The organism is Paraburkholderia tuberum STM678, from assembly GCF_902833905.1.
GTDB lineage: Bacteria > Pseudomonadota > Gammaproteobacteria > Burkholderiales > Burkholderiaceae > Paraburkholderia > Paraburkholderia tuberum.
Map to the genome: position 1 here is coordinate 22,843 of NZ_CADFGP010000061.1, position 16,951 is coordinate 39,793.

At 60.9% G+C, this 16,951-nt stretch carries 14 protein-coding genes and 2 pseudogenes; 10 read left to right on the forward strand and 6 right to left on the reverse strand.

Annotation, left to right across the window (positions count from 1 at the left end):
* The 3 genes from HWY30_RS33930 to HWY30_RS33940 all read left to right on the forward strand — a co-directional run bounded on the left by HWY30_RS33930 (nt 1) and on the right by HWY30_RS33940 (nt 3,156).
* Nucleotides 1-927, forward strand: a complete 927-nt coding sequence (locus HWY30_RS33930) for an ACP S-malonyltransferase (RefSeq protein WP_208611615.1) — start codon at nt 1-3, stop codon at nt 925-927.
* A 44-nt stretch (nt 928-971) separates the two neighbouring features.
* Nucleotides 972-2,321, forward strand: a complete 1,350-nt coding sequence (gene oxlT, locus HWY30_RS33935; protein WP_090812157.1) for an oxalate/formate MFS antiporter — start codon at nt 972-974, stop codon at nt 2,319-2,321.
* Nucleotides 2,322-2,748: 427 nt separating this feature from the next.
* On the forward strand, nt 2,749-3,156 hold the full coding sequence (locus HWY30_RS33940; RefSeq protein ID WP_143037325.1) for a hypothetical protein: 408 nt from the start codon (nt 2,749-2,751) through the stop codon (nt 3,154-3,156).
* Nucleotides 3,157-3,304: 148 nt separating this feature from the next.
* On the opposite strand, the gene HWY30_RS42770 is transcribed toward HWY30_RS33940, so the two are convergent.
* The 3 genes and pseudogenes from HWY30_RS42770 to HWY30_RS33950 form a co-directional block, all read right to left on the reverse strand.
* The gene (locus tag HWY30_RS42770; RefSeq protein ID WP_341809952.1) at nt 3,305-3,919 is read right to left on the reverse strand and encodes a dioxygenase family protein; all 615 of its coding nucleotides are present in this window, start codon (nt 3,917-3,919) and stop codon (nt 3,305-3,307) included.
* 229 nt (nt 3,920-4,148) lie between these two features.
* Nucleotides 4,149-4,322 (reverse strand): annotated as a pseudogene (locus HWY30_RS42775) (dioxygenase); the annotation flags it as partial.
* Nucleotides 4,323-4,538: 216 nt separating this feature from the next.
* On the reverse strand, nt 4,539-5,438 hold the full coding sequence (locus tag HWY30_RS33950) for a LysR substrate-binding domain-containing protein (RefSeq protein WP_090812159.1): 900 nt from the start codon (nt 5,436-5,438) through the stop codon (nt 4,539-4,541).
* Nucleotides 5,439-5,625: 187 nt separating this feature from the next.
* Here HWY30_RS33950 and HWY30_RS33955 point away from each other — a divergent pair, with 187 nt between their 5' ends.
* Genes HWY30_RS33955 through HWY30_RS33985 form a run of 7 tightly spaced genes read left to right on the forward strand, consistent with a single transcriptional unit; the run spans nt 5,626 to nt 12,573 of the window.
* Nucleotides 5,626-6,441, forward strand: a complete 816-nt coding sequence (locus HWY30_RS33955) for a citryl-CoA lyase (RefSeq protein WP_090812160.1) — start codon at nt 5,626-5,628, stop codon at nt 6,439-6,441.
* Between the two features lie 30 nt (nt 6,442-6,471).
* Nucleotides 6,472-7,632, forward strand: a complete 1,161-nt coding sequence (locus HWY30_RS33960; protein WP_090812161.1) for a CaiB/BaiF CoA transferase family protein — start codon at nt 6,472-6,474, stop codon at nt 7,630-7,632.
* Between the two features lie 33 nt (nt 7,633-7,665).
* Nucleotides 7,666-8,265, forward strand: coding sequence for a VOC family protein (locus tag HWY30_RS33965; protein WP_090812162.1), 600 nt, complete (start codon nt 7,666-7,668; stop codon nt 8,263-8,265).
* Nucleotides 8,258-9,118 (forward strand): alpha/beta fold hydrolase, encoded by an 861-nt coding sequence (locus HWY30_RS33970; RefSeq protein ID WP_090812163.1) that lies wholly within the window; start codon nt 8,258-8,260, stop codon nt 9,116-9,118. The genes HWY30_RS33965 and HWY30_RS33970 overlap by 8 nt, the downstream gene beginning before the upstream one ends.
* Nucleotides 9,119-9,164: 46 nt before the next feature.
* Complete coding sequence (gene leuC, locus HWY30_RS33975) at nt 9,165-10,589, forward strand: 3-isopropylmalate dehydratase large subunit (protein WP_090812586.1); 1,425 nt, start codon at nt 9,165-9,167, stop codon at nt 10,587-10,589.
* A gap of 2 nt (nt 10,590-10,591) precedes the next feature.
* Nucleotides 10,592-11,224 (forward strand): 3-isopropylmalate dehydratase small subunit, encoded by a 633-nt coding sequence (gene leuD, locus HWY30_RS33980; protein WP_090812164.1) that lies wholly within the window; start codon nt 10,592-10,594, stop codon nt 11,222-11,224.
* A gap of 44 nt (nt 11,225-11,268) precedes the next feature.
* Nucleotides 11,269-12,573 carry an MFS transporter gene (locus HWY30_RS33985; protein ID WP_244145109.1) on the forward strand — a complete coding sequence of 435 codons (1,305 nt, stop codon included), beginning with the start codon at nt 11,269-11,271 and terminating at the stop codon, nt 12,571-12,573.
* A gap of 63 nt (nt 12,574-12,636) precedes the next feature.
* On the opposite strand, the gene HWY30_RS33990 is transcribed toward HWY30_RS33985, so the two are convergent.
* From HWY30_RS33990 to HWY30_RS34005, 3 genes and pseudogenes are all read right to left on the reverse strand, one after another.
* Nucleotides 12,637-13,905, reverse strand: a complete 1,269-nt coding sequence (locus HWY30_RS33990; protein ID WP_090812165.1) for an IS4 family transposase — start codon at nt 13,903-13,905, stop codon at nt 12,637-12,639.
* 74 nt (nt 13,906-13,979) lie between these two features.
* Nucleotides 13,980-15,500, reverse strand: a pseudogene (locus tag HWY30_RS41170) (IS3 family transposase); the annotation flags it as partial.
* Nucleotides 15,501-15,899: 399 nt separating this feature from the next.
* The coding region (locus tag HWY30_RS34005) for an IS110 family RNA-guided transposase (RefSeq protein ID WP_425199419.1) at nt 15,900-16,951 on the reverse strand (1,052 nt) is incomplete at its 5' end.

Here is a 16,951-nt window from a genome sequence, read left to right on the forward strand (position 1 = left end):
ATGGGCCTCGTCATTCTCTGTCCTGGGCAAGGCACGCAGCACGCGGGAATGTTCGCGACACTTGCTGGCGATCCGCTCGTGCGTGAAGTGATCGAGGCCGCGAGCGATCTCGTCGATATCGATTTGCTGCGGCTCGAAGTAGCTGCGCCAGGCGCACGCCTGTTCGACAATGCCATCGCTCAACCGCTCGTGTGCGCCGCCGTGCTGGGCGCCTGGCGCGCGCTGGCACCGCGCATCGAAGCACCGCCGCTCGCATTCGCTGGCTACAGCGTCGGCGAGATTGCGGCGTATGGCTGCGCGGGCGCGCTCGATTTCGCCGGCACGCTGCAACTCGCACAACGCCGCGCCGCGCTGATGGACGCCTGCGCGCGCGCACGCGGCGGCATGCTCGCGCTGCGCGGCCTGAGCGAAGCGCACGTGAGCGCGTTATGCGCCGGGCGCGAGGCGGCGATCGCCATCGCCAATGGCGACGATCACTTCGTCGTGGGCGGCGCGCACGACGCGCTCGATGCCATCGAACAGCACGCCGTCCAGGAGGGCGCACACACCGTGCGGCGTCTGTCCGTGGCGATCGTCTCGCATTCCGCCGCGCTGAGCGATGCCGCCTCCGAATTCGAACTCGTGCTGGCCGCGTGCGGCGCGCATGATCCGGGCATTCCGGTTTTCGCCGGCATCGACGGCTCGGTGGTCGATGCATGGCCCCGCGCGACCCGGTGTCTCTCCGCGCAGCTACGACAGGCGATCCGCTGGGATCTATGCATGGAGTCGGCGATCGAGCGCGGCGCGACGGCCTTCTTCGAACTTGGTCCCGGCGCAGCGCTGTCGCGCATGCTTCAACTAAGCCATCCCGGCGTGCCGGCACGGTCGCTCGCGGATTTCCGCACCATTAGCGGCGCGGCGCGCTGGATAGAGTCGGTGGTGTCCTGAGTTGCCCTTCGCCCCTTCGCCCATCACTGTGAGAGGAGACACTCATGAAACAAGCGAAGCATGACGAGCCTGCGACGGCTCATTCGAGAACCCGCTGGCTACAGCTCGTGATCGGCATTCTATGCATGGGCTTGGTGGCCAATCTGCAGTACAGCTGGACCCTTTTCGTCCGGCCGATGCACGACACCATGGGCTGGCCCGAATCGAGCATTCAGCTGGCGTTCTCGATCTTCATCATCGTCGAGACGTGGCTCGTGCCGGTAGAAGGGATGCTGGTGGACCGTTTTGGCCCGCGTCCCCTGGTGGCTGGCGGGGCGGTGCTGATCTTCATCGCCTGGACGATGAATTCGACGGTGCACTCGCTGCCAATGCTCTATGCCGCCGCGGTGGTGTCCGGGCTCGGTGCGGGCTGCGTGTACGGCACGTGCGTGGGCAACGCGCTCAAGTGGTTCCCGGAGAAGCGCGGTTTTGCCTCCGGATTGACGGCGGCGGGCTTCGGTGTCGGCGCGGCGCTGACGGTGATTCCGATCGCCAATGCGATCAAGGCGAACGGCTATCAGAACGCTTTCTCGACCTTCGCCATGGTGCTGGGCGGTGCGATTCTGGTCCTTTCGCTTTTCATGGTGCGCCCGGCGACCGGGCTGCGCGCGAAGGCGGTATCGCGCAAGGTCATCGAAACGCGGCACAACTTCACGACCGGGCAGATGCTGCGTACGCCGGTGTTCTGGGTCATGTACCTCATCTTCACCGCGATCTGCGCGGGCGGACTGATCGCGACGGCACAAATCGGACCTATTGCGCGTGATTTCGGGATCGCGAAGATGCCGATCGTCGTGCTGGGGACGGTGCTACCGCTTCTCACACTGACGCTGTCAATCGACAATCTCGTGAATGGGCTCACACGACCGCTGTGCGGCTTCATTTCCGACAAGTTCGGACGTGAGAACACGATGTCCATCGTGTTCCTCGGCGAAGGCGCAGCGCTGATCGGTTTAGTCCAGTTCGGCCAGTCACCGGTCGGCTTTCTGATCTTCGCGCCGCTCATCTTCCTGTTCTGGGGCGAGATCTACGCGATTTCCTCAGCGCTGGTCGGCGATACCTTCGGCAACAAGCACGTGACGGCCAACGCGGGCGCGCTTTACACGACCAAGGGCACGGCCGCCTTGCTGGTGCCGCTCGGCAGCCTTATCAAAGAAACGACGGGAAGTTGGTCGACGGTGTTCATCGTGTGCGCGGCAATCAGCGTGATCACGGCTCTTGCTTCCAAGACGGTGCTGGGTCCGATGCGCCGGAGCTTCGTGGAGATGAGCAATCGGGAAGCATTGGCCGAGGCCGCTCTGGCGTCAAATCACCACGATGTACCCAACACCGGCACTCAGAAGCCGGTCGCGTAAGGAAAGCCGCGCCGATAGAACCTGCGTGCACCCGTCAATCGGGGCTCGCTCGTCACGGTGCACCGTTCGTCCAATGGAGGATCAGATGTTCGTTCTGACGGCTATTCTCAAATTCATATGCGATGGTCTTCTCGCGACGGTCAAAACCAACGGCGAGTGCCTGGAGACCGAGGCAGGTGCGATTTGCTTCATATTCTTTTGACGGGTGTGGCCTCTCTATCAGCCGATACGCGCGCGTGAGACTCGCTATCGACCCGATGCACGCGCACGCACAACAGGGCCCACGCCACAGCGTCCCCGCAGCTCGAAGCACGCCGGCAGGCTGCCGGCTTCGGGCTCGCCCGTCGCTTCGATGTGCGACAGCAGCAGTTGAGCCGCGCGCGCCCAGCAGCGAGGCGTCACGCATCACCGTCTCAATGGCGAGCTGATGAAAACGGCAGAGCGGAACATCGTCGCAACTGACGAGCGACAGATCCATTCGTTCAACGAGCGTTATGGCGGCGCTAGCAAGCGACTGCGGCGCACCGGTATCGTTGCGCTCGCACGGCGTCTGGCCGTCGCTCTATGGCTTTACCTGGCATCGCCGATTACCCGCCTTGCTGATACATTGTTCAACCTCGCAAGTGCCGCTGGAGTGCTCCGGCGAAAGCGTTCCGCGATGCAGGATCAGATCGCGCGTCATATCAGCGCCGTGATAGTTTTCGAAATCGATCCAGTTGCTGCCGAAGCGGTTTTGGCCGAAATGCTCGAACTGTCCCATGAACACGTTTTTGTTGGGCGTACCGTTGCCGTAGAGATAGTCGGTCGGGCCGTACGGCGTGAATCCTCCGCCTAACGAATTGATCTGCCATTGAAAATAGCCGTCCGCTTGTGCCGGTGACGCTTGCAATATGAGACCGATAAGCGCGCCGGCGAGGCCGAAGTTGCGCCTTTTGGTACGGGACCGAAATACCCATGTTTGTCTCCATTATTATTAGCATTGCTTAAAAATGAGCGGTACTAATCCTGCCGTCTATAGGATCAGCGACGCGCAGCGACGACGAATGGCCCGCGCCTTCCCGCGCCCCGATGTCTTGCCGGAAGTCCGTGAACTGACCAGGGATTGATATGCTTTCGATGTCGCGTCGTCTTGGCTCACCACTCTTCCGAGCCTGGCTGCCCGCCGGTCCCGATGGCGTGTCATGCCGCTCGCTGTTCGCCGCGAACGAGGCGGAAGTCGTATTGCACGTCCAGAAGGGCACGTCGACTTGCTCGCCGGTCGGCGCCATGCCAGGCTCATGTCGCTTGAAATCGACGATCAAGCCTTGTTTCACGCCGAATACGACATCGCTGTCGAGGTACGGCCCGTCAGACGGGAAGAGGTGGGTGACGATCGACTTGTAGCCGGACGCAGAGACGATGAAGTGAATATGGCCTGGCCGATTCGGATGGCGGCCCATCGCGGCGAGCATCGAACCGACCGGTCCATCGGCGGGTACCGGATAGTAGAACGGCTTGATCGACCGAAACCAGTACTTGCCGTCGGGGTCCCGTGGCCAGACGCCCGCGCGCGCGCATCTCGTCGGAACCGAGCTGCATGTCGTAGTCGCCTTCTCCATCGCCCGACCAGATGTCGAGCACGGCACCCTCGATTGGCCCGTCGTCGAGCGTCAGCATGGTCCCGGAATAAAAGCACGGCTCGCCAATGACGCCCCTGGCAAGATCGCTCCCCATCGGCAGCTCCGGCGCACCCTTCCAGTAGCACGGTCCCAACACCGTCTGCTGCGTGGCACTTTCAGGCAAACGACTATTAATGGCGTCAACGAGAATGGAGACGCCCAACGTGTCAGAAAGAAGGACGAATTCCTGACGTTTGGCGGTGCAAATCTGCCCGGCCTTCGTGAGAAGTTCGATGGCCGCCATCCATTCCGCTTCCTCCAACTCCACTTCGCGCACGAAGTCGTGAAGATGGCGCACAAGCGCCGACATCACGACACCAAAGCGCGCGTTCGCAGGCTTCATGCTCTTTAGAACTTGTTCGGTGATATCAAACTTGCGGGCGGTCACGCATGTCTCCTTAGATGCGGTAACGCCCTGTTCAGATCCGTCTCGACACGGTCGGCGTTCGCTTGCGCAGAGTCTAAGGACACACGTGCATGGACAGAAATGGTTTTTTTGCACCGTAACGATTTATGCTATCGATAGATGCGTCGGTGTGCGACGCAGTCGAAGAGCGTTCTAGCGCGGCTTCGCGTTTCGCTGCGAAGCCAGCTTCCTGACGATGGAGCAGAAGGACCGCACGTGGAGAGATTGTTGTTTCTTGCTGCGCTTGCGCAGGATGCCGGGCGTTCGGATCGGCGTTGGACTTTCCAGCGGGATGACGTTGAGCCCCGGTTGGTGGGCGACCGCATTGGCTGCAACGATCGCGGCGATCTTCGTGCGCGCGACGAGCCCCAGCATCGGCGCGATCGTATTCATCTCCACGATGACCTGCGGCTCTGCCCCGGATGCCTGAAAGCATTCGTTCAACATGACGCGCGTCGTGAACTCGTTCGGCAGCAGGACCATCTGCTGATGATGCAGCTCGACGAGCCGAATGCGTTTGCGGCCTGCGAACGGATGCTCGTCCGACACGACGAGCACCATCTCCTCGTTATAAAGCGGCTCGAACCATAGGTCGTTGCGCTCGGGCGGACGATAAGCGATGCCGAAATCCAGCTGATCGGCCGTGAGCTGAGCGATGATGTCGTCAGCAGACAATTCCTTGACCGTCACTTTCGCTGCCGGAAACTGCGCAAGGAATGTCGCGACGCAGTCGGGAATGAATCCGAGGTTGAACGTATGCGTTGCCCCGACACGCACTTCGCCGCCGAGCACGCCGCCTGATTCCTTCAGCGCGCCGAGTCCCTGATCGACCGCCTCGAGCGCCTGCGTCGCAAAGCCAAGGAACAGTTCGCCCGGCTCCGTCAACACCACCTTCTTGCCGACGCGTTCGAATAGCTGTTGATCGAGTTCGTCTTCGAGTTGCTTGATCTGATGCGAAAGCGTTGATTGCGAAACGTGAACTCGCTCCGCCGCGCGCGTGAAGTTAAGGCAATCGGCCAGCGCCTTGAAGTAGCGCAGATGACGGAGTTCCATAATGCGTCGCAAGTCCAGCGTAACAATCGATGACATCGATTGTATCGATGCAAAATCATCATTTCAACAACTGAATCCGCCTGGCTATCCTTCGCTACAAGACCGGGTGTCCTTATCGGCACGCGGACGGCGGAGAAGGCCCATCGCGGCAGCGGTGCTTTGCGGGGCTGCAATTGAGGAGCGTGAAATGAAGATCGGCAAGGAAACCATACCCAGAACAGCAATCTCGACATCAGACGAGCATTCGATCACCGTGCGCGGCGCCGATCTGTGCCGCGACCTGATCGGCAAAATCTCCTTGACAGAGTACTTCTACCTGCTCCTGACCGGATCGCGCCCGTCGGAGAACGCGACGGCGATCCTGAACGCGACGCTGGTCGCCATCACTGAGCACGGTCTCGTGCCCAGCGTGCAGGCGAGCCGCATGACGCTCGCCGCGGCGCCTGACGCACTGCAGGGCGCGGTTGCAGCCGGCATTCTCGGGTGCGGCTCCGTGATTCTCGGCGCGGCGGAAACGGCCGGACGGATGTTCAGCGAAGTCTCCGAGCGCGCCGGCAACGACGGCGACCTCAACGCCGCTGCGCTCGCTGTCGTCAAGGAGTACCGCGCCGCGAAGCGTGCCATTCCCGGCTATGGCCACCCGCTACACAAGGCGCGCGATCCCCGCGTCGACGCGCTCTTTTCGGTCGCGCGCGACCGCGCGATCAATCTGCGGTACGTCGCCATCGCCGAAGCGGTCGAGCGCGCCATTCCGCAGGTGATCGGCAAGGAACTGAAGCTCAATGTCTCGGCCGCGATCCCGGCCGTGCTGCTCGGCGTCGGCTTTCCACTTGCCGCATTGAAAGGCGTGCCGATTCTTGCTCGCACCGCTGGCCTTATCGCGCATCTAACGGAGGAACTCGAGCGGCCGATCGGCTTCGCGCTTTCTTATCAGGCGACGCGCGAACTCGTCTTCGATGGCGTCCCGGCCGCGCAGACCGGGACCGGCCCTGCCTCCGAGTAAGTGTCTTCCTATTCGACTGGAATCAGCAACATGAACAAGGTACTGCAGGGCGTGCGAGTCATCGAGCAGGGCACTTTCATCACGGGCCCGGCTGCTGCGATGATTCTCGCCGACATGGGTGCGGACGTCATCAAGGTGGAGCAGCCCGGTACGGGAGATCCGTTTCGCGCGTTCCGCGGCGGCTTGTACAGTCCTCATTTCCAGACTTACAACCGTAATAAACGCAGCATTACGCTCAATCAGAAGCTCCCCGAAGACCAGGCCGTATTCGATGATCTGATCCGGAGCGCGGATGTCTATATCCAGAACTTCCGTCCCGGCGCTGCAGAGCGGCTGAACGCTGGCGAGGCAAGGCTTCGCGAACTCAATCCGCGCCTCGTTTACTGCGCAATCAGCGGCTTCGGGCAAACCGGACCGGCCGCTCAGCGGCCCAGTTACGATACCGTCGCGCAAGCGACGAGTGCCTATCTGAACCTGCTCGTGAACCCCGCTGATCCACGCGTCGTCGGCCCCGCGGTAGCCGATGCGATGACCGGTTACTATGCGGCGTTCGGCATTCTCGGCGCGCTCTACGAACGCGGGCGCAGGGGGCGTGCGAGCTCCGTCGAGGTGTCGATGGTCGAAGCGATGTGCCACTTCAATCTGGACGCGTTCACCCACCTGCTGTCCGAGGGCGAAGTGATGGGCCCGTTCAGCCGGCCGAGCGTTTCGCAGTCTTACGTGCTCCGTTGCGCGGACGGCAAATGGGTCGCGCTGCACATGTCGTCGCCCGAGAAGTTCTGGCAAGGCCTTGCGACGGCGATGCGCCGCCCCGACATCTTCCTGGACCCGCGCTTTGCTACGCGTGAAGCGCGCATCGAGCATTACGAAGATCTGATCGTTCTCTTGCGCGAGATCTTCGCGTCGGAAACGCGGGATGTCTGGTGCGAACGGCTGGCCGCCGAAGACGTACCGCATGCCCCGATGTACGACACACGCGAAGCACTTGCCGATCCCCAGGTCAAACACCTCGGGCTCGAAGTGGCGACGACGCACCCGGAGGTGGGGCCGTTCCGCACCATACGGTTCCCGGTGACGTTTGACGGCAAGCGTGAATCCGACGTCACGGCCCCGCCGTTACTGAACGAGCACGACAGCGAAATTCGCAACGAACTGCGGCGCGCCACCCGACCATACGAAAAGGACCGGTAAAGGGTGCGCAGCTAACCATCTGGAGGAGCAAAAATGAGTCTGGAAAATTGGACCCCGAGCAATATCGATATCGAGAAGGCGCGCGCCATTGCGCAGCAGCGGCGCGCCAGCAACAAGGTGAAGATGCTTCACCATCACGCGTTTCGCTGCCGTAGCGCAGAGGAAACGCGTGCGTTCTACGAGGGCCTTCTGGGCTTCCCGCTTGTCGCGGCATGCATCGAACCCATCGACCCGCTGACCAACGAGCCGAAGCCCTACATGCACCTGTATTTCGAACTCGCCGACGGAAGCGCGCTTGCGTTCTTCGACTATCCAGTGCATTTCAAGCCGGCAGACTTCGCTGAGGTCGACCAGTTCTGCCATCACATCGCGATGGAAGTCGAAGGCGGCGACGCGACGATCGATGCTTACAAGAAGAAGCTCGAAGGTGCGGGCGTCGAGGTGTTCGAGATCGACCATGGCTACTGCCGTTCGATCTACTTTTACGATCCGAACGGACTGCGCCTCGAATTTGCAACGAACGTGCCGGTGAGCGAACGGTTCTTTGCCGACAGGTACCAGTTGGTCGATGCCGACATGGAAAAGTGGCGGGCGTTGCGCGCGCAGCACTATGGGGACGTCGCAAATGCCTGACGCACTGTCCGCGACAGGCAGCCGGACCGCCGACTGCGAACTGCGGCGCGGGAAGGGTGTCTCAAGCGACGGCTTGCCTATCGCCTATTGGGATTGGGGCAATCGGTCGGGTATCCCGATCGTTTTGCTGCATGGCTTCTCACTCGATCACAGCGTCTGGGCGCCAGTTTACGAGCAGGCATCCCTGTTGGAAGCGTGCCGTTTCATCGTCCCCGATTTGCGCGGCCATGGCGCGTCGGGGCGTGCGAGTACAGCGGACAGTTACCTCGACGGCAAACTGTGGGCCGACGACATGGCCGCCGTGATCGAGTCGAGCGGGGTTCGCCGCCCGACCGTCGTGGCGTGGTCGTACAGTGGAAGAATGCTGTTCGACTACATCCGCTACTACGGAACGGGGACGCTCGCAGGCATCAATCTCGTTGCCGCGGCGAGCGTGGCCGACCCCACGGCGATCGGGCCGGACCACCTGTGTCTCGAAGCGCTCTGTTCGAGCGAGCCGAGGAGCGCCGAGGCCGCCGCCGCACGGTTCGTTTCCGACGTCCTGCGAATCGGTCCCGACAACGCGAGTTTCGAGTCGATTGCGTCCGCGGTGCGGCTGGTCTCGCCCGAGCATCGTCTTTGGATGCGGCGCAGGGTGCTCGACTATGACAGCGTCATCGCGGCACTCGACATTCCCGTGCTGGTGACGCACGGCAAATTGGATCGCGTTGTCTTGCCCGCGCTCGCCGCGCGACTAGGCCGACTGGTCACGCATGCCCGCATTTCCATCTACGAAAACAGCGGGCACGCGCCGTTTCTGGAAAACCCGCAGCGCTTCGGCGCCGAGTTGCTCAGATTCGCGTCGGGCGCCTGATTGCAGCACGATCGTGTGGCCGACGCTGATGGCCGAGGAAAATGCAATGAGCCGTACCCTTTATGACAAGCTTTTCGACAAGCATACCGTGCGTGCGGAGCCAGACGGTTCTACGCTTCTCTACATTGACCGTCACCTTTTGAACGAAGTGACCAGTCCGCAAGCGTTCGAAGCGCTTCGCATGGAGAGGCGCGCCATCTGGCGACCCAGGTCGACTCTTGCGGTCGCGGACCACAACGTGCCCACAACCGACCGCTTGGCAGGTATCGCCGACGAGACTGCCCGCATTCAGGTCGAAAGACTGCGCGAGAATTGCAAGACCCATAACATCCAGCATTTCGGCATGGACGATGAGCGACAGGGAATTGTCCACGTCGTCGGTCCTGAGTTGGGCACCACGCTGCCTGGAATGACTATCGTGTGCGGCGATTCGCACACGAGCACACACGGTGCGTTCGGCACTTTGGCGTTCGGCATCGGGACGTCTGAGATTGAACACGTACTTGGCACCCAGACGCTGCTGACAAGGCGCAGCAAGAACATGCGCGTGGTGGTGACCGGAGCACTCCCGTCCGGTTGCAGCGCGAAGGACGTTGCGCTTGCTCTCATCGGCAAGATTGGTACGGCTGGGGCGACCGGTCACACAATCGAATTCACTGGTCCCGTCGTCGATGCCCTTTCGATGGAAGGACGGATGACCCTGTGCAATATGTCCATTGAGGCTGGAGCGCGAGCCGGACTGGTTGCAGTCGACGAAACAACGCTTGCCTACTGTCGCAGTCGCCCCTACGCGCCAAAGGGGCAGGACTGGGTAAAAGCTGCGGCTGAGTGGGGCGCGTGGCGCTCGGACGATGACGCGTCTTTCGACGCACACGTCACTCTCGATGCGTCATCCCTGACGCCGCAAGTCACATGGGGGACGTCACCTGAGATGGTCGTGGGCATCGAGGATTGCATCCCCGACCCCGCGACCCTGGCGGACAAGAACCGGCGCACCGGCTATGAGCTTGCACTGCGCTATATGGATTTGAAGCCGGGCACACGCATGATGGATATCTCAGTTGACAAGGTCTTCATTGGCTCCTGCACGAATGGGCGAATTGAGGACCTGCGCGCTGCTGCCGACGTGCTGCGTTCGCTCAACGCCCATGTGGCGCCGAATATCAGCCTCGCTCTCGCGGTGCCCGGGTCAAGTGCAGTCAAGCGGGAAGCGGAACAAGAAGGATTGGACCAGGTTTTCATCGGGGCCGGATTTGAGTGGAGAGAAGCCGGTTGTTCGATGTGCCTCGGAATGAACCCTGACCATCTGGAGCCAGGCGAACGGGTCGCATCAACATCGAATCGCAACTTCGAAGGTCGGCAAGGCGCCGGCGGACGGTCGCACCTGGTCAGCCCGGCAATGGCTGCAGCGGCCGCTGTCGCGGGTCATTTCGTTGACGTACGCGCCCTGAAACCGCGCCAGGAAACCTAGTCATGCAGCCATTTGTCACTCACACTGGCATCGCCGTCCCGCTGGAGCGGGACAACGTCGACACCGATGCCATCATGCCGAAGCAGTTCATGAAAGCTATCGCCCGGACCGGCTTCGGGCCGTATGTGTTCGACGAATGGCGGTTCGAAGACTCCGGTTACTACGGGAAGCCGGCGACGGAGCGGTTGCCTAAGCCGGATTTCGTCCTGAACCGACCGCGCTACGCGGGTGCGTCGATACTTCTCGCCGGTCGAAATTTTGGCTGTGGCAGCTCGCGCGAACATGCGCCGTGGGCTCTTCAGCAGTACGGATTCCGCGTCCTGATTGCGCGAAGCTTCGCCGATATCTTCTACAACAATTGCTGCAAGAACGGGATGCTTCCGGTTGTTCTGACTGGCGATGAAATTTCTTACCTGTTCAAGGCGGTAGATAAAACGCCTGGCTATCAACTTTGCGTTGACCTTCTTAGGCGGTCGGTGTCGGCCTCCGATGGATTTCATGCCCACTTCGACATGGAGCTAGCCCAGAGAACGCATCTTATCGAGGGTATTGACGAGGTTGGTGCTACGTTAAAGCACGCAGAAGAGATTACAAATTTTGAGGCAACGTATTTAGGGGGACGACCGTGGCTCTGACTCGGCAGGATGGAATATTGGACGCACCACTCGCAAGCACTGAGGTGAGCTCGAGTGGAGGGAGTATTGCTCAATCCGCAACCGCGGACGCACTTTTCAAACGGATTGCGTTACGGCTCATTCCGTTCCTGTTCTTCTGCTACGTTCTGAACTACATTGACCGCGTCAACGTCAGCTTCGCCCATCTGCAGTTCAAGAACGACCTCGGACTTACCGAAGCTGCTTACGGCTTCGGCGTCGGAATTTTCTACGTGGGGTACGTGCTGTTCGAGGTTCCCAGCAGCCTGCTGCTCCGCAGGATCGGAGCCCGAAAGACGATAGCTCGCATCATGGTTCTCTGGGGATTGGTGTCTCTCTCGATGATGTTCGTGCGCAATCCGACCCAGTTCTATATCGCACGGGTTGCTCTTGGCATTGCGGAAGCTGGCTTTTTCCCGGGCATTGTTTACTACCTGACGACATGGTTCCCTAACCGGTATCGTGCGAGAGTGCTTTCTGCCTTTGTGCTCGGGATTGCGGTCGCTGGTATTACTGGCGGCCCGGTTTCAGGCTGGATTCTGAACAATGCTGAAGGGTGGCATGCGCTGCATGCCTGGCAGTGGCTGTTCCTTCTGGAAGGCGTCCCGCCCGTGCTTGTTGGGCTGTGCGCCTTATGGTATCTGCCAGATAGCCCGCAGACCACGAAATGGCTGTCGGCACACGAAAAGGCAATCGTTGTCCAGGAACTGGAAGGCTTCTCCGACTCCACTTCCCACCAGATTTCACACTTCGGCGCGGCGCTAAAAAATTGGCGAGTGTATGTCTGCGCCTTCGGGTATTTCACCATCACATGGGCGGGAAGCATTCTCAATTTCTGGGCGCCGTCCGTCATTCGTGAGGCGGGCGTGGCGAATCCGTGGCACATCGGCTTGTTGTCCGCTGTTCCGTATTTCATTGGCGCAATAGGTATGCTGGTGGTGAGCCGGCACTCGGACGCCCGGAACGAGCGTCGTTTGCACTTCGCTAGTTGCGCACTGGTATCGGCTCTCGGGGCGGTGCTTATCGGCGCAACACATTCTTCCTTCGGACCTGCAATCGCTGGCTTGGCTCTCGTCGCCATCGGGTACCTGACGTGTACAGCAATCTTCTGGACTATTCCGGCAACCTTCCTGTCCGGTACAGCGTCCGCGGGCTCGATCGCCCTGATATCCAGCATCGGCCAGCTCGGCAGTCTCACGGCTCCGACCGCGATCGGCTCACTGACAGCGCTCACGCATGAGATAAGCGCTGGTTCGTACCTGGTGGCGTTCGTCCTGATGTGCGGCGCGGCAGTCATCGCAGTGGCGATGCGCAATAACGCGGCGAAATGAAAGCAAGATTCGAGGAGAGCCGTTGTCGCTTATCGCAAAGGTGGCACTAGTGTCTAATGCCGTTCAGTTAAGGTCTCTCTTCAGGAATCGAACGGTGTAACGGAAAGGTCTGGATTTGACGGCCCGGGCGCAAGTGCGCCCGGGCCGTTTTTCGTTGCGAAGCTGCTTGAGCCGCTCGCGCAAGCGAGTCAGCAGCATAGGAAGTTTGCCGTACGAGCGCGTCACGGCCGCCCATGTCATTTCATACTGGATGATATGGAAGGCCCGAATAAAGCTCAGATCCTCTGGCGCATGCCCAGCATCAAGCGCGGCTTTGGCTATTTCCAGACGGATCAGGTTGTAGGCGACCAGGGCGCCCCAAAGCTCCTGGTAGACCCCTTGCACAGTCTGACTGCGAAGCGTCAGCTCCATGCCCAGCATCGACTGCTTCAATTCATGGTAGCTGGTCTCGATCTGCCAGCGACGCTCGTAGCACGCCACGATGTCGGCCGCCTTGAAACGCCGTCGATCGGTCAGGGACGTCAGCAAGATCCGTTGCCTGCCGCGGATATCGACGGCAAGCACCGCGCGAGCCTCCCAGAATTCGGGGAGTTGCGGGCATTTCGTTCGTGCCTGCGGCGAAACGCGCATGCGCACGATCTGGTCCCCGTCGTGCCCCCTCACCACCTCCCAACGCGTATTGGACTTGGCCGGGATGATGAAATGCCGGTTCTCGCCACCCGAGACCAGGTTGCATAGCAACTGGGCCGACAGGAACCCCTTGTCGAACACAGTAATGGAGTTATCTGGCACGCGCGGGATAAGCTCACGCGCCCAGATCATCTCATTGATGTCGTAAGGACCGAAGCTGGCATCGCGCACCAGACGCGTCGCAATGGTGGTGAGCGTGACTGCGCGCAATTGAGGATAGCTGCCCACCCGGTCATGAGTGGCGGCTGAGGCGCCAAAGTGCTTGCGGTTGGCGGCACTGTCGGCGGTTTGCAACGTGGTGCCATCCATCGCGAACAGCGCGAAGCCCTTGAAGAGATACTTCGCCTGATCCTGCGCGACCCAGTTCCTGGCTGATTCGTGAAACAGCCACGCCAGAGGAGCGGCGTCGGTGCGCTGCCGCGCCTGGCCGATGGCGCTTTTACTGACAAATGACGCTTGCGGTGTGGGTAGGGCAAGGTCCAGTTCGTCAACGACCTCACTGATCGACTGGTGCCGGTACAACGCCAGCGCAATCACCAGCCATACGACCTGCTGCGCGGGTAGCCGGCGCCGACGAATGCTCGCACTGCCACTGGCCTGTACCGCACACTCGATCCACTCGTACGGAAGATGCTGCCCCAGCCGGTCCCATTCGAACGGCCGCTGTGATTCGACGAGTGTCGGTGGTCGCGTTTGATGGGTTCGAAGTTATCTGTCTGATCGGGATTCAGATGGACCGTATGTACGCGCTTCCAGTTTCGCGTGGAGCCTTTCCATCGTAGTGGGTTGCGCTGCTTTGCTGCCTCGTAGAGCGTCGCGCGGCGATCGAGGATCTGCTGGTCAAGGTTGATGTGCCGTTGGGCAGGTGTGACGAAACGGATCGCGCTATGACGATGTTCGTGGTTATACCAGCGCACCAACCCGGAGACCCAGGCGCGCGCGGCAAATAGCGTGTCGAACGCTTGCATAGGATAGGCCGGCCGATACTTCAGTGTTTTGAACAACGATTCCGAGAACGGGTTGTAGTTGCTCACGCCCGGTCGACTCAATGACGGCATGACACCCAGAGCCTGCAGGGTGGCGAGCATCGTGGCACCCTTCATCGGGCCGCCGTTATCCGAATGCAAAATCACCTGGCCCGGCTTGATTGCTTCGCGCGCACATAGATCCTTCAGAAGCTCGCTGGCCTGGGCGCCGCTCTCGTCGGCGTAGACCTGCCAGCCGACGACCATCCTGCTGAATACGTCCATGAACAGATAGAGATAGAAATACTGCCCGCGAACTGTCGTCGGCAGGTAAGTGATATCCCTGCTGAACAACTGGTTGGGGCCCGTCGGCACATACGGCGCGTGGTTTGCTGCGAACGCGGGCCGGTCGTTCACTGCGCCGATGAGCAAGCTGTTTCTCTTCACGCAGCACCCGGTAAAACGTCGATTCCGAGGCGATGTAGCGGCCCTGGTCAGCCAGACGAGGCACGATCTGACTCGGCGGCAGATGACCGAATTCGACAGAGTTGGCCACCACCAGTAGTTCAGCACGTTCATCGGCCGACAGCTTGTGACCGGCATCATGATGGCGTAAGGTGCGCCCATCCACCGCCTCAGGACCGCCGCCTTGCCAGCGCTGCACGGTGCGCGCGCTTAGTCCGAGCACGGCACATGCGCGTGCCTGACGAGCCCCCGCTGTCGTCGCCTCACCGATCAGCTCCCGCAATGTTGCGCGCTCTTCGGGGGAGCTCATTCGTCCTCGTTCCCGAACAGCGCCTGATACCTTTTTGAAAGTACAAGCAACGCGGCTGCCTCCGCTAAAGCCTTCTCCTTGCGTTTCAGTTCGCGCTGCAGCTGCGCATTGGCCTGTTTCAGCTCGCGCAGCTCTGGAGCGTTTGCACGTGCGCTGCTCGCAGTGCCGGCCGAGCAGAACTGGGCGCGCCACTGGTTCAGATGATGGGCAAACAAGCCCCGTTCACGGCACCACGCGTTCAGCGCCTCGTCGCTCAGTCCATGGCTCTGTTGCAATGCCAGCAGGCGCTCTTCCAAAGACCAGTCTTCCGGGCGCCGTGCATCGGCTGGTCCCGGGTTGCGGTTTGCGGCGTTAGACACGCGGATCCACTTCCTCAAGGTTAATACGTTCATGTTCAGTTCCGAGGCAACCGTTCCTACGGACCGGTTGCCTCGTTGCAGGACCTTTGCCAGCGCTTGCTCCCTGAATTCGACAGAATACGTCTGTTTGGCATTCAACCTGCACCTCTGAGTTCTTTAAATTAAGAAAATTCAGAGGCGACAACTTCTATGAGTAGTCCTTTGTCAAGCTATTTGGCGGGGCGGCTGATCATCAATAAATGGATATTGCGCCAACGTGTACAACGGGTCCGCTGCGTTGCCGGTGAATTGCAATGGTTCGAAGTCGATCCTTGCGCCCGTGAGAGCTGAAGTCTCACTAACTTCTATCCGCTGGCGTGAAGCCAGCCTCATCCTATACGCGCGTTACGCCGGCATCATGACCGGGAGCATGCCCCATCTAGAGAATCGGTTGCCTGCTTGTGCAACCCTTGTCGCCTACGGGCATGCTCGCTTCAAACCATATTTGCTTCACCTCACATCGTTGATCAGGTCTGGTGCGACCAGCACTGTGACGACTTATGCGGGTTTCAGTTGCGCTCCAGCGGGAATCACCCCGTCCTTCAGATAGCGCCACAGCGCAATCGCCAGACGCCGCGCCACGGCGACGATGGTAATGCGACGCGCCCGTCGATTGGGCCCCGTGCCTTGGGTACGCCGATTGAACCACTGCGTCAGCGCACTCGCGGGTTGGTAGCGGATCCAGGACCACGCCATCTCGATCAGCAGCGCACGCACGCGTCTGTTGCCTTGTTTGCTGATGCCTTGATCTACCTGGCTCTCGCCACTGTCGAAGCGTTGCGGTGCAAGGCCAACGCATGCGCCGACTTGGCGCCGGTTACTGAATTGTCGCCAGAACAGTTCCAACGCCAGTCTCGAGCCGCCAACGGGGCCGATGCCGTTTAGGCGCGTGAGGTGAGCAATCCGCTCTCGCGCAGGCTCGGGCAGACTGGTCTGGCGCGTCTTCTCCAGTACGGCCAGTTGCTGCTCGGCGAGTGTCAGTCGCTCACACTCGCGGAGCAGCCGTTCGTGGAGCTCTGCTGGCAGCGGCGCGCCATCGTGACACCGCAACTCGCCGCGGGCGAGCCGGCCGGCGAACTTCCTGCTGTCGACCTCGTCCCAGCAACCGAGCGTGACCAGCAGCTTGCGCATGCGGTCGCGGTGCTGCAGGACTTCCTTCTGCAGTTGCCCGCGATCGCGCATCAGATGGCGGGATGCTTCGTCCTGCGGTGACGGCACCCGGATTACCCGCATGCGTCCGCCTTCTCCGCGTAGCCAGGCACGCAGGTTGATGACCAGCTTGACGGCATCGAGCCGGTCGGTCTTGGCGCGCCGTTTGTGGCGCTCAACGGGGATGCTCGCGGGATCGACGACATGACATTCGATCCCGCGAGCCTGCAGCGCACGACAGATCCAGAACGCGTCTTGGCCCGCTTCATAGCTGACGACGACTCGTACATTCGCTGGTAGTGCCCACTTCGGTTCCGTCGCAATAAGGCGTTCGGTTATGCTGTCGGTTCCGAGCGGAGCGATGTGAGCGATGAAGGAAAAGCTGAATGGGGCGGTGGCAA

What these genes read in the sequence shown, in the direction of transcription:
- HWY30_RS33965 (WP_090812162.1), top strand. Translation starts at nt 7,666, where the DNA reads ATGAGTCTGGAAAATTGGACCCCGAGCAATATCGATATCGAGAAGGCG.
- HWY30_RS33960 (WP_090812161.1), top strand. Translation starts at nt 6,472, where the DNA reads ATGAACAAGGTACTGCAGGGCGTGCGAGTCATCGAGCAGGGCACTTTC.
- leuD (WP_090812164.1), top strand. Translation starts at nt 10,592, where the DNA reads ATGCAGCCATTTGTCACTCACACTGGCATCGCCGTCCCGCTGGAGCGG.
- leuC (WP_090812586.1), top strand. Translation starts at nt 9,165, where the DNA reads ATGAGCCGTACCCTTTATGACAAGCTTTTCGACAAGCATACCGTGCGT.
- oxlT (WP_090812157.1), top strand. Translation starts at nt 972, where the DNA reads ATGAAACAAGCGAAGCATGACGAGCCTGCGACGGCTCATTCGAGAACC.
- HWY30_RS33940 (WP_143037325.1), top strand. Translation starts at nt 2,749, where the DNA reads ATGAAAACGGCAGAGCGGAACATCGTCGCAACTGACGAGCGACAGATC.
- HWY30_RS33970 (WP_090812163.1), top strand. Translation starts at nt 8,258, where the DNA reads ATGCCTGACGCACTGTCCGCGACAGGCAGCCGGACCGCCGACTGCGAA.
- HWY30_RS33950 (WP_090812159.1), bottom strand. Translation starts at nt 5,438, where the DNA reads ATGGAACTCCGTCATCTGCGCTACTTCAAGGCGCTGGCCGATTGCCTT.
- HWY30_RS42770 (WP_341809952.1), bottom strand. Translation starts at nt 3,919, where the DNA reads ATGGAGAAGGCGACTACGACATGCAGCTCGGTTCCGACGAGATGCGCG.
- HWY30_RS33955 (WP_090812160.1), top strand. Translation starts at nt 5,626, where the DNA reads ATGAAGATCGGCAAGGAAACCATACCCAGAACAGCAATCTCGACATCA.
- HWY30_RS33930 (WP_208611615.1), top strand. Translation starts at nt 1, where the DNA reads ATGGGCCTCGTCATTCTCTGTCCTGGGCAAGGCACGCAGCACGCGGGA.